At 39.6% G+C, this 14,910-nt stretch carries 16 protein-coding genes; 5 read left to right on the top strand and 11 right to left on the bottom strand.

Annotated elements, in window-relative coordinates; translation table 11 throughout:
• Positions 1-96: 96 nt before the first annotated feature.
• The 3 genes from AC1M86_RS00180 (at position 97) to pyrF (ending at position 1,627) form a co-directional block, all read left to right on the top strand.
• Entirely contained in the window at positions 97-402 is a 306-nt protein-coding gene (locus tag AC1M86_RS00180) for an integration host factor subunit beta (RefSeq protein WP_035264555.1), read from the top strand.
• 20 nt (positions 403-422) lie between these two features.
• Entirely contained in the window at positions 423-788 is a 366-nt protein-coding gene (locus AC1M86_RS00175; RefSeq protein WP_035264552.1) for a lipopolysaccharide assembly protein LapA domain-containing protein, read from the top strand.
• Between the two features lie 140 nt (positions 789-928).
• Complete coding sequence (gene pyrF / locus AC1M86_RS00170) at positions 929-1,627, top strand: orotidine-5'-phosphate decarboxylase (RefSeq protein ID WP_179998209.1); 699 nt, start codon at positions 929-931, stop codon at positions 1,625-1,627.
• Between the two features lie 207 nt (positions 1,628-1,834).
• Here the strand turns inward: pyrF and dapC are convergent, their stop codons facing one another.
• The 5 genes from dapC to AC1M86_RS00145 form a co-directional block, all read right to left on the bottom strand.
• Complete coding sequence (gene dapC / locus AC1M86_RS00165; protein ID WP_481606966.1) at positions 1,835-3,004, bottom strand: succinyldiaminopimelate transaminase; 1,170 nt, start codon at positions 3,002-3,004, stop codon at positions 1,835-1,837.
• Between the two features lie 31 nt (positions 3,005-3,035).
• A complete protein-coding gene (gene glnD, locus AC1M86_RS00160) occupies positions 3,036-5,702 on the bottom strand; it encodes a [protein-PII] uridylyltransferase (RefSeq protein WP_481591145.1) in 2,667 nt (888 codons plus the stop codon).
• 23 nt (positions 5,703-5,725) lie between these two features.
• The gene (purT, locus tag AC1M86_RS00155; RefSeq protein ID WP_481591144.1) at positions 5,726-6,943 is read right to left on the bottom strand and encodes a formate-dependent phosphoribosylglycinamide formyltransferase; all 1,218 of its coding nucleotides are present in this window, start codon (positions 6,941-6,943) and stop codon (positions 5,726-5,728) included.
• A 185-nt stretch (positions 6,944-7,128) separates the two neighbouring features.
• The gene (gene ygaH / locus AC1M86_RS00150) at positions 7,129-7,470 is read right to left on the bottom strand and encodes an L-valine transporter subunit YgaH (protein WP_481606965.1); all 342 of its coding nucleotides are present in this window, start codon (positions 7,468-7,470) and stop codon (positions 7,129-7,131) included.
• Complete coding sequence (locus tag AC1M86_RS00145; protein WP_180027874.1) at positions 7,467-8,195, bottom strand: AzlC family ABC transporter permease; 729 nt, start codon at positions 8,193-8,195, stop codon at positions 7,467-7,469. Before AC1M86_RS00145 ends, ygaH begins: the two co-directional genes overlap by 4 nt.
• Positions 8,196-8,320: 125 nt before the next feature.
• Here AC1M86_RS00145 and AC1M86_RS00140 point away from each other — a divergent pair, with 125 nt between their 5' ends.
• On the top strand, positions 8,321-8,803 hold the full coding sequence (locus tag AC1M86_RS00140; protein ID WP_035264529.1) for a hypothetical protein: 483 nt from the start codon (positions 8,321-8,323) through the stop codon (positions 8,801-8,803).
• A 66-nt stretch (positions 8,804-8,869) separates the two neighbouring features.
• Here AC1M86_RS00140 and AC1M86_RS00135 read toward each other — a convergent pair whose 3' ends face one another.
• Positions 8,870-9,562, bottom strand: a complete 693-nt coding sequence (locus tag AC1M86_RS00135; protein ID WP_481606964.1) for a Crp/Fnr family transcriptional regulator — start codon at positions 9,560-9,562, stop codon at positions 8,870-8,872.
• Between the two features lie 99 nt (positions 9,563-9,661).
• On the opposite strand from AC1M86_RS00135, the gene AC1M86_RS00130 reads away from it, so the two are divergent.
• On the top strand, positions 9,662-10,216 hold the full coding sequence (locus tag AC1M86_RS00130; protein WP_481606963.1) for an Mpo1 family 2-hydroxy fatty acid dioxygenase: 555 nt from the start codon (positions 9,662-9,664) through the stop codon (positions 10,214-10,216).
• 62 nt (positions 10,217-10,278) lie between these two features.
• Here the strand turns inward: AC1M86_RS00130 and ychF are convergent, their stop codons facing one another.
• The 5 genes from ychF to AC1M86_RS00105 form a co-directional block, all read right to left on the bottom strand.
• Positions 10,279-11,370, bottom strand: a complete 1,092-nt coding sequence (gene ychF, locus AC1M86_RS00125) for a redox-regulated ATPase YchF (RefSeq protein WP_035264512.1) — start codon at positions 11,368-11,370, stop codon at positions 10,279-10,281.
• 123 nt (positions 11,371-11,493) lie between these two features.
• On the bottom strand, positions 11,494-12,153 hold the full coding sequence (locus tag AC1M86_RS00120; RefSeq protein WP_481606962.1) for a methionine ABC transporter permease: 660 nt from the start codon (positions 12,151-12,153) through the stop codon (positions 11,494-11,496).
• Positions 12,134-13,204: a methionine ABC transporter ATP-binding protein gene (locus AC1M86_RS00115; RefSeq protein WP_481595433.1), complete on the bottom strand. Its 1,071-nt coding sequence runs from the start codon at positions 13,202-13,204 to the stop codon at positions 12,134-12,136. Before AC1M86_RS00115 ends, AC1M86_RS00120 begins: the two co-directional genes overlap by 20 nt.
• Positions 13,205-13,215: 11 nt before the next feature.
• Positions 13,216-14,049, bottom strand: coding sequence for a MetQ/NlpA family ABC transporter substrate-binding protein (locus tag AC1M86_RS00110; protein ID WP_481591139.1), 834 nt, complete (start codon positions 14,047-14,049; stop codon positions 13,216-13,218).
• A 9-nt stretch (positions 14,050-14,058) separates the two neighbouring features.
• On the bottom strand, positions 14,059-14,901 hold the full coding sequence (locus AC1M86_RS00105) for a MetQ/NlpA family ABC transporter substrate-binding protein (protein ID WP_481591138.1): 843 nt from the start codon (positions 14,899-14,901) through the stop codon (positions 14,059-14,061).
• Positions 14,902-14,910: the final 9 nt, after the last annotated feature.

Genomic DNA, 14,910 nt, shown 5'->3' with positions numbered 1-14,910 from the left:
GTAGCGTAGTATTGACTTACTGCGCTACCGTTTTGTATTTAAACAGGTTATTATCTCGCTATGCACAGAGTAGCTTGATAATTAAAGAGGTCGCAGATGACTACTGAAGCACTTAATAAGTCTGACTTAATAGAACGTATTTCTATCAAAAATCCTCATTTGGCTGAGCCATTGGTCGAAGAAGCTGTTAAAATTATGATCGATCAAATGATTGAGTCATTATCAGCTGATAATCGTATTGAAATTCGTGGGTTTGGAAGTTTTGCTTTACATCATCGCGAACCGCGAGTTGGACGTAATCCTAAAACAGGTAAGTCAGTTGAAGTGGCTGCTAAAGCTGTACCTCATTTCAAACCAGGTAAAGCACTAAGAGATGCTGTAAATGAATCAGCAGGAAAATAATAAATTACTCAGGGGTGGTTATGCGTTACGTATTAGTTGCACTGTTAGTTGTAATCTTCGGATATGCATTGGCATTGGTTCTGCAAAATGGTACAGAACTGACTGTTGATCTTCTCTTCACTCAAGTACCGGCAATGAGATTAGGTTTATTGCTTTTGTTGACTTTGGCACTTGGGATCATCGTTGGATTATTACTCGGAGTTCAAGTTTTCCGTGTATTCCAAAATAGTTGGGAAATTAAGCGTCTTCGCAAAGATATTGAATATCTTCGTAAAGAACAAATCCAAAATGCTCAGTTAGCTGCTGCTGAAGCTGCTGCAAATGTACGTCATGAAAAGACAGTACTAGATGTGCATTCAGATCCGCGTAACTCAAATCCGCTGTAATTTATAAATATTTAAAAAACCTCTAAAATTTATTTTAGAGGTTTTTTTTTATTGAAAATAAACTGTTGAATTTTAAGCTGAGTTTTTTAAAGTTAATTTTGCAGCTTAAGTTGAACATCTTTATAATGACGCAACTTTAGATGGACGGAAGAACAACCTTGAGTATCATTGTTGCTTTAGATGCAAAAAGCCAATACGACGCATTGAAAATGGCTGAAAATTTGGATCCTAAACTTTGTCGTGTAAAAGTGGGTAAAGAACTTTTTACACATGAAGGTCCGACTGTTGTAAAAGCATTGCATGATCAGGGTTTTGAAGTATTTTTAGATTTAAAATTTCATGATATTCCAAATACTACAGCACAAGCCGTTTGCGCTGCTGCAGATCAAGGGGTATGGATGGTTAATGTTCACGCATCTGGTGGACGAAAAATGATGGAAACTTGTGTAGAAAGATTAAAATCAGGTAACTATCAAACACAGTTGATTGCAGTCACCGTATTAACTTCAATGGGGCGAGAAGATCTACGTGATCTTGGTTTGGATATTGAGCCTTTTGAACATGTAAAACGTCTAGCGACCTTGACTCAAGAAAGTGGCTTGGATGGTGTTGTATGTTCTGCGCAAGAAGCAAAAATGTTACGCGAAACTTTAGGTCAGAACTTTGCTCTCGTCACTCCGGGAATTCGTCCGGAAGGTTCAGCAGCTGATGATCAAAAACGTATTGTTACACCTAAGCAAGCAATGTTAGATGGTTCTACACACTTGGTGATTGGTCGTCCGATTACTAAATCAGAAAATCCAAATCAGACTTTAAGAGACATTTTAGCGACTTTGTAATTTTCCAATTACAGTCATTAAATATTTTAAAACGCCATGAATGTTCATGGCGTTTTTTGACTAGTTTTTAAAATGAATGATGTTTTCAAAGTTAACCTTACATTTTCTTTAGGGGAGCTATAGTCCAATATTTGGACTAGCATTTACTCATCAATAAAATAAATAAGCCCTCTAAAAAGAGGGCTTAAAGTTAAAGATTATGCACGATTAGAGAATTGCTTTTAAGCGTTTAACAACTTCTTTACATTGGTCTAAATCTGCGACCAGTGCCAAACGAACATGGCTTTCACCTGGGTTTCCTTGTTCAGTATCACGAGATAAATAACGACCCGGTAAGACTTTGATATGTGCTTTTTCCATCAGCATTTTGGCAAAAGTTTCATCATTATCGACCTTTAACCAATAATAGAAACCCGCATCAGGCTTTTTCAGTGGTAGCAAATGACCTAATTCTTGTTGGAATAAATCAAATTTAGCACGGTATTGTTTACGGTTTTCTTCAACATGTGCCTCATCATTCCATGCAGCAATCGATGCCAATTGATGTTGTACTGGCATTGCAGCACCGTGGTAAGTGCGGAATTTTAAATAAAGTTTTAATAGACTAGCATCACCTGCAACGAAGCCAGATCGCATACCTGGTAAATTAGAACGTTTAGACAGAGAGTGGAATACGATACAGTTTTTATAGTCATCACGACCTAGTTCAGCACAAACTTCGAGTAATCCTACAGGGGCTTCATGAAACCATAGTTCTGAATAGCATTCATCAGATGCGATGACAAAATTGTATTGATCAGAGAGCGCAATTAATTTTTTGAACTGTTCTTTTGAAAGAACAGCACCTGTTGGATTTCCGGGTGTGCAGACAAAAAGTAAAGCTGTCTTCTCCCATACTTCTGCAGGGACAGTATCGAAGTCACCAAGGTAACCATTTTCTTCAGTACAGTTGATGAAATAAGGTTGAGCGCCAGCGAGTAAAGCTGCACCTTCGTAAATTTGATAAAAGGGATTCGGCATAACTACATAAGGCGCTTCATCACGATTAATCAGCGCTTGTACGAATGAGAAAATTCCTTCACGTGTGCCAGTCACAGGTAAAATATGATCTTCTGCGCTAATAGCATTTAATTTGAAACGGCGTGTGAGCCATTGCGCAATACTTTCACGTAATTCTGGTAAGCCTTTACTGTTTGGGTATGTCGAAAGATGATTGAAGTTATCGACAATAGCTTGTTTTACGAATTCAGGTGCAGGATGTTTTGGCTCACCAATTGACAATGGAATTAACGGAAGATTTGCAGGTTTTACATCCTGAAAAAGTTTATTCAACTTTTCAAATGGATAAGGATGTAATAGGTTTAAACTAGAGTTCATGAAACAGTTACCGTCGGGTTAAATCTAAATTTTAATGATGATTACAGACCTGATTTGAAGCCTCATCTAATGCTGCTTTTAATTGTTCAGCAAAAGCCTGAGCTTCAGTTAAATTCATAGGTTCGCCATTCTTTTTGGTTACAAAGAAAATATCTTCTGCGCGCTCACCCAAGGTGGCGATTTTCGCGGAATGGATATCGAGACCTTGCATCATAAATAAGCCACCGATACGGGCAAGTAATCCAGGCTGATCAAGGGTAGAGATCTCGACCATATTTTGCTGTAGCGCCTCGTTCAACGTAATATCAATTGTGTTTTCGATATCAAAATGACGAAGTTGGCGTGGTATACGGCGTTGCATTAAACCTGGATAATTTTGTGAATCTGTTAATGCGTGCACCAATGATTCTTTTACCGTATTTTCACGTTCTGGATCTGTTACTAATGTGCCAAAACGATCAAGCACCACGTAGGTGTCTAAGCTAAAGGATTTAGTTGCTGTAATAATGCGTGCATCTTGTACATCTAGATTCATACGATCTAGAACTGCAACAGTGGTGGCAAAAAGATTAGGTTGATCTTGAGTGTAAATAAAAATCTGCACAGCATCTTGCGCTGATTTACGGTGCGCGCGCATCATCACCAATGGTGCTGAATTATCACCATGATCTAGGATTGCACGTGTATGCCATGCGACTTCATCTGCAGTTTCTTTGAGGAAGTATTCGTCACCAAGTTCTTGCCAAACTTTTTCAACAGCTTCTAAAGCATAATCATTGACAAGTAATTCACTTGCTGCAAATTTGGTATCTTCGATCAGCATTTGGTAATCGACAGGACGTCCCAAACCACTACGAATTACATCACGAGCATTGGTATATAACTGACGCATGAGCGATGCTCGCCATGTGTTCCAAAGCTTAGGATTGGTTGCGTTAATGTCAGCCACTGTAAGCGTATACAGATAGTCTAAGTGTTCCATATCACCGAGCTTCTCGGCAAAATCTTTTACAACATCTGGATCAGAAATATCTTTTTTCTGCGCAGTCATCGACATCAATAGATGATTTTGGATCAACCACGCAACAAGATTACACTCACGCTCAGTAAAACCGTGCTTGCTACAGAACTCAATGGCATCAACCGCGCCCAATTCACTATGGTCTCCACCACGGCCTTTGGCGATATCATGGAACAAAGCAGCGAGGAATACGATGTCTCGGCGCACCAGACGCTGGAATACCGAACTTACGACAGGAAAATCTTTAGCAAATTCTGGCGCTTTAAAACGATTTAAATTACGTAAGAGTAGGAGTGTATGTGCATCTACAGTATAGATATGGAATAAATCGTATTGCATAAGGCCCATGATTTGCCCAAATGCAGGAATATAGTTGCCGAGTACACCATAACGTTTCATCGCAAGCAATGTTTCATATAAGTTATTCGGTGATCGGATGATCGCCATAAACAAGGCTTGATTAACTGGATTGTCTCGATACGCTTGATCAATGCGTTTTGCAGCTAAAGTAAGCAATCGAAGTGTACGAGCTCGAATGCCATCAATATCAGGGCGATTTGCTAGGATATAGAAAATCTCAAGGATGGCTGTAGGCTTCTCTGCAAAAATTTTATGGTGTTGAACTGCGAGTTTACCATCCACCAATTTGAAGTTTTCATTCACTTCCTCAATTTTACGCTCATAGTTGGGTAAACGAGGCGTGATGACAGACTCATTAAAATAGGCGAGTAGCATTTCATTCAGGGTTGAAACCTGCTGAGCTGCTCGATAGTAGCGTTTCATGAACTGTTCAATTGGATAATTGATATGTTCACCTTCGACTTTGTGGTAACCAAATTTTGCTGCGATATCGCGTTGGTAATCAAACAATAGTCGGTTTTCATCACGCTTAGTTAAGCGGTGTAAATGATGACGAATTTCCCAGAGAAAATTCTCAGCATCTTCGAGCACCCCAAGTTCAAACTCAGAAATGAAACCTAAATGTACAAGATCGTATATACGATTTACTCGGAAATGCCGTTTTGCAATCCAACCAATTTGGTTAATGTCTCGAATGCCGCCCGGTGCATTTTTGATATCAGGTTCTAAATTACTTTCAGTGTTGTTGTGCTGAGCGTAGCGTTTGGCTTGTTCTTCCATCTTGGCATCAAAGAAGGTTTTATCCGTCCAAGTTTGTGAAACAACACGACGAGGCCATTTCGCTAGGTGTTCATTGCCAATAATTAAACGAGACTCAATGAGAGATGTTGCTACCGTTAAGTCATTCATGGCCTGTTCAAAGCACTGTTGAATGGTTCTTACACTTACGCCAGGTTTAAAATTTCCAACATCCCATAGAGAGGAAATAAAAATGGTAATGGCATTTTCTTGTTCTTGTGTAAGATCATCTTCTGAAAGGATCAGAATGTCGACATCAGAGTAGGGCATCATTTCACGACGACCATAACCTCCTACAGCGAACAAGCCCAGATCGGTTTGATCTAACTCAGCATGTTGCCAAAGGAATTTAAGTGCCTCATCAATCAGGTTAGATCGAGTGAGGATGATCTCACGTATCGCCTTACCATTTTCAAACTCATGTTGTAATTGATTTTCAACATCTGAGCGCCATTGATTAATTGCCTTGATGTCGTGATTACTCGAAACATAGTTTGCTAATGGAGACGTATTGATCATGAAATGATGGCCTACCTAATGAATTATTTGTTTTGATTTACAATTACTTTTGAAGCTGCTTCAGTCGCTAATTCGCGTGCAATGTCAGTTGTTTCAGCACGTGCAGTTGCGACCCCCATACGGCGACGTTTAAAACCTTCAGGTTTACCAAAAAGACGTAAATCGACATTAGGGTTTTGCATAGCAAGATTTACGCCAGAAAATGACAAATTCGTATCATCAACACCTGCATAAATCACAGCGCTTGCAGCAACACTGTGACGTTGCGTGTTCACTGGAAGACCTAAAATCGCACGGGCATGAAGTTCAAATTCACTTTGATATTGAGATGCAAGTGTGACTAATCCAGTGTCATGTGGACGAGGAGAAACTTCACTGAACCAAACTTGATCACCTTTAACGAATAATTCCACACCAAAAATACCGCAACCGCCGAGCGCTACTGTGACTTTATTGGCAATACGTTTTGCTTCATCAAGGGCAGCTGTGCTCATAGGTTGAGGTTGCCAGCTTTCTACATAGTCACCTGCATCTTGACGGTGTCCAATAGGATCGCAGAAGTGCGTTTCGATTTCTCCTGTTTCAGGATTTTTTGCCCGTACTGTGAGTAATGTAATTTCGAAATCAAAATCAATTTGCGATTCTACGATGACAGTACCTTGATTGACACGACCACCTGTTTGAGCATATTCCCAAGCAGCGTCGACTTCATCAAAAGATTTTACACGTGATTGTCCTTTACCTGATGATGACATCACAGGTTTTACAAAATTTGGATAGCCAATATCATCACATGCTGCACGGAATGATTCCAAACTATTGGCAAAACGATAAGCCGAGGTTGGTAGCCCTAGTTCCTCAGCTGCGAGGCGACGAATTCCTTCACGATTCATGGTGAGATTCACGGCTTTCGCAGAGGGAATAACTACGGCAGTTTTAGCATCTTCGATTTCCACTAAGACTTCAGTGGCAATGGCTTCAATCTCAGGAACAATTAAATGAGGTTGAACTTGTTCAATCAGTTTTTTTAATTCTTTTGGGTCCGCCATATTCAAAGTGTAGGAATGATGAGCAACTTGCATGGCAGGTGCATTGTCATAGCGATCTGCTGCATGTACTTCTACACCTAATCGTTGTAATGATATTACCACCTCTTTACCCAACTCACCTGAACCCAATAATAGAACTTTAAACGCCGAAGATTGAAGTGGAGTACCGAGTGTAATAAGCATTTGATTCATCCGTGCTTGATATTATGGACTTTTAGCATATCAGAACTAAAACCTCTTGAGCGCGATGAATACAAGAAAAAGCAAGAAATTATTTTGATATCGTTTAATTTTTTTATTGATAAAAATGCATAAGCCTTATCCAAGGATCAGGCTTATACATTTAGAATTTGAATGAACAATACGGGAGAAATGCTTTAAAGTGGGAAATAGGTATACACCAAACCATATGTGAGTGCCGCTGTGAGTGTTGCAGGTACAATCTGTTTAAATTTGAAATACAAACCCGAGAGCACAATAAAACCAATTAACATGGCAACGCTCTTATTGGGTGTTTCTAAGAGCGGCGGTAAAGTCGCGAACACGAGCATTGAACTGATTGCTGTAATACCGATAGATCCAAGGGCGATTTTAAGCCAAAGAGCACCGCGTTTCTGGCGACCTTGTTGTAGTTTCTGAATCACAAAAAAAGGACCAAAGCGTGAGGCGAAATTCGCGATGCCGACCAGAATACCGACACAAATAATTTCTAGATTCATGATTGTTCACCTGTGTGCAAAGGATCATGTTGCTTCAGTACATAATGTTTAAACAAACCAGCCAAAATACCAGAGCTTATGCCAATGAATATCGCTGCAGATAAATCGATAAAGTAACACGAAATAGCAGAAACAATAATGGTGATGGTCACGACAAAGGTATGTTTTTTCTCAAATGCAGCTAGTAAGAAGCTCAAGAAAAGTGCAGGTAATAGAAAGTCGAGCGCTGCTTGCAAAAATTGGGGGAGATGACTGACTTGATCTGCAAATAAGCCCCCGAGAAAAGATCCAAGTGCCCAAGACAACCAGCTAAACAGACTGAGACCTAACATCCAAGATTCAGACCATTCTTGACGGCGTTGCGACAGTTTAATCATGCCTGATGCAAAAACTTCGTCGGTCAAGCCCCATGACCAAATTGCAGTTTTTTTCAGATTGAGTTTATCTTGAATTAAGTTTTGTAAAGCAGGACCATATAACAAATGTCGAATATCAAGCGCTATTACAGTTAAGGCTGTCATCCAGATGGAAGTGCCACTGCCGAGTAAGGCAACCACCAAAAATTGACTGGCACCTGCATACATCGAACAGGATAAAAATAATGCTTCCCACGCCGTAAATCCAAATTGAGTTGCAGATACACCAAACGCGAATGAAACAGGCAAATAGGTGAAAATGATGGCTTGACTGTCTTTGGCACCTTGCCAAAAACCTGCCGGTGTCATGTGTGGGGAGCTTGATTGGGTCACGATAAACCTAATTGGAGATTGGAACAAAAGGTATAAAACGAGATTGAGTATTCTACCCGAATTTACTAGCATAGTGCCGAATAGTTTATTAGAGCGATGTCATGTTTGCGATTCAATCTCCCTTTAAATTAGCTGCATTGACTACATTCCTCATCTTCACTTTATCCGGTTGTGGTGGTCAGGCAGAAACTGCCGATGAAAAGGTTGAAATTAAAGAAGCACCGAAGCTGACTAATGACGCAACTGAATATGCAAATCATGCTTGGCAATTGATTAATCAGGTTGATCCTATTCTGTATCAAGCCAATAAAGCGCTTATACCATCACAAGTACGCGAGCCTGTGCGTCAATTGGTATTAGATTGGCGTATTAATGTCAAAATGACCGACTCAGTGACTGAAGGGAAATATGCGCTTTGTCGTAAAGCGCTAACAACCATAGATGCTTGGGCACGTGCAATCGTGGAAAATGAGGGCCAGCTCGCACAGCGTCAAGCCAATTATGAACGCGATAAAGCGCAGTGCAAAACTGCAATTGAGCAACCAGAATTAGGAAACACTAAGGCGTATACAAAATTATTTTAAGTGACCCTAGCGACCCCAATACAATGATTAATCCAGATTTTACTGAAGCACATCATCTTTAATCGATTAAGTTTGATCGGCTAAAGCTTTAAGTTGATTAAGATTAATCACCTCAATTTTTTTAAATGCAATTTTAATTGCGCCAATTTTTTCTAAATGTTGTAGTTCTTGATTAATGGTCTGTCTTGAGCAGACCAACATTTGTGCCAATTGTTCTTGAGATAGGTTGATGGTGTTTTTTTCAATCTCTTTGAGATTACCGTATCCATTTAAGATAAAGATTAATCTTTGAGCTAAACGTTGAATAAGGGGTTGTGTTTGAATAGACACCAACTCCATGAAAGCATAACGGAGTTTATGACTGACCAATTGGGCCAGATAAAACCAAAATTTTGGATATTGTTCTAAAATCAGATCAAGTCCTACACGACTTATTTTGAGGATTTTGGATTTTTTACTGGTAATCGCATGATGAGAGCGGGGTTGTTGATCAATCAACGAAATTTCACCAAACCACATAATGGGATCTGCGATAACTGTCACCGTCTCACGACCTTCTACGTCAATATGTGCTAAACGAACAGCACCATCAATCACGGCATAAATGCCATCAAATTGATCAGCTTTAGAAAATATCAGTTGCTCTTTGCCATATTCAATGAGCTGTGCATGTTCGAGCATCAGCTGTTGTAGTTCATGATCAAACTGGCTAAACCACCAATTATTTTTTAAAAGATAAACGTATTGATTTAAAAGCAAAATTATCCCTTTTATACTGTTTATTTGTCGTCTAGTCGACAACTTATTGGTTTACATTTATATATATTGAAGGAAATAGTCAGAAAAAGGAATGATAACATGACTCGTTTAGAGAGCTTGCTTGGACAATATGCAGCTTATCACCTAGATCGTAAAAACGTATTTTCGCATTTTATTGGAATTCCCTTGATTGTATTTTCGATCTTGTGTTTTGCAGCCAAAGCGCAATTTACGGTTGCTGGATATTCCATTGATTTTGCAATGTTATTGATCGTCGCATCAGTGATTTATTACTTGAGTTTGGATCTCATTTTTGGTGTGGTAATGGCAGTGCTATTTGCTTTAATTTATCAGCCAGCCACACAAGTAGCAGCTTTAGCGACATCCTCTTGGTTATTGGTAAGTGCTGGATTTTTTATTGTGGGATGGATTATTCAATTTATTGGTCACTATTATGAAAAGAAAAAACCAGCTTTTGTGGATGATCTTGTAGGTCTCGCGATAGGCCCTTTATTTGTCGTAGCAGAATTTATCTTTCTCATTGGTTTACGTAAAAAACTGGAGGAGAAAGTATTGGTTCGAGCTAAACAATTGCGCTATGACATGGACCATAAACACGTAAATCACTCGAGTACTTCAACTCAAAATCCATGATCTCAATCTTTTAATTAATCTTTGCAAAAAAAAAACAGCCTTTCGGCTGTTTTTTTAATGACTTAAACGTTGAAACGGAAATGTAAAACATCACCATCTTGAACGACATAAGTTTTACCTTCAAGACGCCATTTTCCAGCTTCTTTAGCGCCAGCTTCGCCGTTGTATTGAACAAAATCGTCATAGGCAATGCATTCTGCACGAATAAAGCCTTTCTCAAAATCAGTGTGAATCACACCAGCAGCTTGAGGAGCGGTCGCACCGATTTTTACAGTCCAAGCACGAACTTCTTGAACACCTGCAGTGAAATAAGTTTGTAGGCCAAGTAAGCCATAACCTGCACGAATAACCACGTTAAGACCTGGTTCTTCCATGCCCATCGCTTCTAAGAATTCAGCACGCTCATCATCTTCAAGCAAAGAAATTTCAGCTTCGATTTGGTTGCAAAGTGGGACAACAATGGCATTTTCTTCTGCCGCTAATTTTTTAACAGCATCAAGGTGTGGATTGTTTTCAAAACCGTCTTCAGCAACGTTTGCAATATACATTGTTGGTTTAAGGGTTAATAAACCAAAGCCACGAACTAATTTGCGCTCGTCGTCATCAAGATCAGCTGCGCGAGCAGGGCGACCTTCATCAAGTAATGGCTGAATTTTTTCTAGTACAGCTTTTGTTGCAACTGCTTCTTTATCACCACCTTTCGCAGACTTTGCTAAACGTGTAACCGCTTTTGATACTGTTTCTAAATCTGCTAAAGCAAGCTCAGTGTTAATAGTTGCAATGTCATCAAGTGGGTCAATTTTGCCGTTCACGTGAATAACATTTTCGTCTTCAAAACAACGTACTACGTGTGCAATTGCATCAGTTTCACGAATGTTGGCTAAGAATTGGTTCCCTAAACCTTCACCTTTAGAAGCACCAGCAACTAAACCTGCGATGTCTACAAATTCCATTGTGGTTGGAATAACACGTTGAGGTTTAACAATAGCAGTTAATTTATCTAAACGTGGATCTGGAACAGGAACGATGCCAGTGTTTGGTTCAATGGTACAGAATGGGAAGTTTTCTGCAGCAATAGCAGCTTTCGTCAATGCATTGAAAAGTGTAGATTTACCAACGTTCGGCAAGCCGACAATACCGCAATTAAAACCCATGAAAAGACTCACACAGTGTTATTTAAAAATTGTCGGTGATTTTACATCAAAGCCATGACAAAGTCAGGTCATGGCTTTGATGTTTCTCGAAAAGACAGATGAGACTCAATTGAATAGTGTGAATTAGATTTTACGTTTGTCCAAACTATGTGCCAATTGATCACCCAAAGCTTGAATCAGCATGACCAATACGACTAATACAATGATCACCGCCAACATAATTTGCATATCGAAGCGTTGGTAGCCATATCGATAGGCGATGTCACCTAAACCACCCGCACCAATAGCACCCGCAATCGCAGAGGAATTGATCATGGTTACAAGCGTGACAGTAAAACCTGCAACAATACCAGGCAGTGCTTCTGGTAAAAGTACATGCCAAATAATTTGTTTGCGATTACAGCCCATGGCTTGTGCAGCTTCTATGAGTCCATGATCAACTTCTCGTAGACTGACTTCCGCAATACGTGCGAAAAAAGGTGTAGCCGCAATAGTTAAAGGTACAACCGCAGCCCATACCCCATAACTGGTCCCCACAATCAGTCGAGTGAAGGGAATGAGCGCCACCATCAAAATTAGGAAGGGAATAGAGCGCGTAATATTCACCACCCAACCCAAGGTATGATTAATTTTTTTTGACGGATAAATCCCATTTTCTGAGGTATTGACGAGGATTACAGCCATAGGCAATCCAATGAGAAGCGCTAAAAATGCAGAAATACCGACCATTAACAAAGTATCAATGGTACCCATAATTAAAAGATCAATGAGCTGGTTGTGCATAGCCAAGCACCTCGATTTGTGATGTTTTATGGTGGAATTGCTGATGGAGCGTATGTACATCAACATCTAATTGAGGAATACCTACGATAAGTGAGCCAACCAGATGATGTTGAATAGTGTCTACATGGCTTTGATATAAATGCACAGGCAGTGTAATTTTAGAAAGTACATCATTTAAGTTGGGAGGATTTTTCAAATCAGTTGCATAGCTGATTTTCAAAATGGTATGCGTTAAATGTGTAGCTCGCTCTTGATGTAACTGGAATGGCAAATCAAGCTGTTCCAAATTGAGGAGTTCTTGCGTGATTTTCTGCTGGGGACGAGAGAAGACTGACCAAACTTGCCCTGATTCAACGATTTCACCTTGATCAATAACCACCACTTGATCGCAAATTTCACGAATTACCTGCATTTCATGTGTAATGAGAACGATGGTGAGTCCTAATTTTTGATTAATTTCCTTCAGTAAAGATAGAACAACAGATGTGCTTTCTGGATCAAGTGCCGATGTTGCTTCATCGCACAATAGTATTTCAGGTTTACTGACCAATGCGCGGGCAATCCCAACTCGTTGTTTTTGCCCACCCGATAATTGTGATGGATAGTGATGATGCTTTTCAGCCAGACCGACTAGATTTAAAACCTCATCCACACGAGTTTGAATCTCAGCAGCAGGCACTTTTGCGATTTTCAATGGAAGCGCGACATTTTCCCAAACTGTTTTGGCAGATAGTAAATTAAAATGTTGAAAAATCATGCCAATACGCTGGCGTAGGGCGATTAATTCATTGTGATTAAGCTGCCCTAGATCATGTTGATGTATATGAATACTACCATCAGAAATTGTTTCTAACCCATTTAAGGTGCGAATCAATGAAGATTTGCCCGCACCACTTTTGCCGATAATGCCGAAAATTTTTCCTTCGGGAATATCCAAATTAATATTTTTGAGTGCGTGAACTTGTTTTCCTTGTACATCGTAATACTTATTTAAATGACGAATTGTAATATGGGGTACTGCAAATTCAATGTGTGAACCAAAACTCACCATGATCATTCTCCTTATTTCCAGCCTTCAAACCACAAACCTTGTCCAAAGTCTTTGTCTAGAATCTGACGGACTTTTGCAGAGTTTTGGAAGGTTTCAACCACAGTTTTTAATTTGTCATCCTGATCTTGATAATCTCGACGCGTTACAAACAAAATCGCAAATTTTTTATTAATCGGATCTAATAACAGTGCAGACGTAGGATCAGCAACTTTTGCCATTTTCAAATAATGAGGAAAACCCATAATTAAGTCAGCTTCATTGTAAGCATGCGCGGTTTGCGGGCCTTCAACTTCAATAATCTTGAGTTTTTTAGGATTACTGATAATGTCTCGGGTGCTGGTGAGCTCATTATTAATATCTTTGACTTGAATTAAGCCTGCACGAGCCAGCAAATTTAAACCACGTGCCATGTTAACTGGATCATTCGGTACGACTACTTTCGCTTGATCAGGTATTTCCTGTAGGGATTGATATTTTTTTGAATAAAGTCCGACATGACTGCCTGAACCTTTCGCAAAAGGCACAAGGTCATAGCCTGTTTCACGCACTGCATTCGCTAGAAAAACACTTTGTTGAAAGAAATTAGCGTCAATATCACCATTTTGCACAGCAACATTGGGTGCTTGCCAGTCTGAAAACTCAATCAACTCCAGATGGATTCCTTGTGCTTTTACATCCTCAGCGACACTTTGCAGTAATTCAGCATAGGGTGGGCTAATGCCGATTTTAATCACTTTATCATTTGAGTTTTGACTGATATAACGATATCCCACTAAGGCCGCCAGTACTGCGACGATGATGACTGCAATTTTGATGAATTTAGATGATTGAGTTGAAGTAGACATGAACACTCCTTATTTCCAGCCTTTGAACCATAGTTTTTCACCAATATCCTCATTCAATGCTTGTTTAACTTTGTCTGAGCTTTGATAAATTTGGATAAATTTTTTCAGTTGAGCTGCTTTTTCAGGCTGAGTTTGTTCAAAGTCATCGCGAACAACAAATAAGATGGCATAAAGCGTGTTGTTAATTTCATCCAAAATTAAGGCATCATTTGGATCAATTGTTTGCGCTAAGCGTAGGTACATTGGATAGCTAAATACGAGGTCTGCATCATCTACGGCACGCGCAGTTTGCGGGCCTTCGACTTCAATAAAGTTCAATTTTTTTGGATTGGATTTAATATCTTTTAAGTTGGATAAGTGGTTGTTGGAATCCTTAAGTTGTATTAATCCAGCGTGTTGTAAGAGGAGTAGGGCGCGACCCTGATTCACAGGATCATTTGGCAGTACAACTCGAGCGCCATTTTCAACTTCACTAATCGCTTTATATTTTTTTGAATATAAACCGACATGTGTTCCTGAGCCGATGCCCAAGGGTTTGAGCTTAAAGTTGGTTTCTTTTAACGCATTATTCAAGAAAGGTTGATGCTGAAAATAATTTGCATCAATATCCCCATGATTTAGGGTGATGTTGGGTGTATTCCAATCTGAAAATTCTACCAAACGTACATGAATGCCTTGGGCCTTTGCTTCTTCAATTGCGGCTTGAAGTGGTTTTGCAAATGGTGGGCTAATGCCAATCACAATTTCTTGTTGATCATTTTTTTTCAAAAAGGACCATGCAAACGCTGCAATCACAATAATGGCGATTGCAACGCCGATCCATTTAAGTCGAGAAGACTGAGCTTGTGCCATAGAAAGACC

It is taken from the genome of Acinetobacter sp. ANC_7654 (assembly GCF_056779855.1).
Note: the sequence above shows the minus strand (reverse complement) of the source record. Positions and strands in the feature narration are given on the sequence as shown.

What these genes read in the sequence shown, in the direction of transcription:
- AC1M86_RS00180 (WP_035264555.1), top strand. Translation starts at nt 97, where the DNA reads ATGACTACTGAAGCACTTAATAAGTCTGACTTAATAGAACGTATTTCT.
- AC1M86_RS00175 (WP_035264552.1), top strand. Translation starts at nt 423, where the DNA reads ATGCGTTACGTATTAGTTGCACTGTTAGTTGTAATCTTCGGATATGCA.
- pyrF (WP_179998209.1), top strand. Translation starts at nt 929, where the DNA reads ATGGACGGAAGAACAACCTTGAGTATCATTGTTGCTTTAGATGCAAAA.
- dapC (WP_481606966.1), bottom strand. Translation starts at nt 3,004, where the DNA reads ATGAACTCTAGTTTAAACCTATTACATCCTTATCCATTTGAAAAGTTG.
- glnD (WP_481591145.1), bottom strand. Translation starts at nt 5,702, where the DNA reads ATGATCAATACGTCTCCATTAGCAAACTATGTTTCGAGTAATCACGAC.
- purT (WP_481591144.1), bottom strand. Translation starts at nt 6,943, where the DNA reads ATGAATCAAATGCTTATTACACTCGGTACTCCACTTCAATCTTCGGCG.
- ygaH (WP_481606965.1), bottom strand. Translation starts at nt 7,470, where the DNA reads ATGAATCTAGAAATTATTTGTGTCGGTATTCTGGTCGGCATCGCGAAT.
- AC1M86_RS00145 (WP_180027874.1), bottom strand. Translation starts at nt 8,195, where the DNA reads ATGACACCGGCAGGTTTTTGGCAAGGTGCCAAAGACAGTCAAGCCATC.
- AC1M86_RS00140 (WP_035264529.1), top strand. Translation starts at nt 8,321, where the DNA reads ATGTTTGCGATTCAATCTCCCTTTAAATTAGCTGCATTGACTACATTC.
- AC1M86_RS00130 (WP_481606963.1), top strand. Translation starts at nt 9,662, where the DNA reads ATGACTCGTTTAGAGAGCTTGCTTGGACAATATGCAGCTTATCACCTA.
- ychF (WP_035264512.1), bottom strand. Translation starts at nt 11,370, where the DNA reads ATGGGTTTTAATTGCGGTATTGTCGGCTTGCCGAACGTTGGTAAATCT.
- AC1M86_RS00120 (WP_481606962.1), bottom strand. Translation starts at nt 12,153, where the DNA reads ATGCACAACCAGCTCATTGATCTTTTAATTATGGGTACCATTGATACT.
- AC1M86_RS00115 (WP_481595433.1), bottom strand. Translation starts at nt 13,204, where the DNA reads ATGGTGAGTTTTGGTTCACACATTGAATTTGCAGTACCCCATATTACA.
- AC1M86_RS00110 (WP_481591139.1), bottom strand. Translation starts at nt 14,049, where the DNA reads ATGTCTACTTCAACTCAATCATCTAAATTCATCAAAATTGCAGTCATC.
- AC1M86_RS00105 (WP_481591138.1), bottom strand. Translation starts at nt 14,901, where the DNA reads ATGGCACAAGCTCAGTCTTCTCGACTTAAATGGATCGGCGTTGCAATC.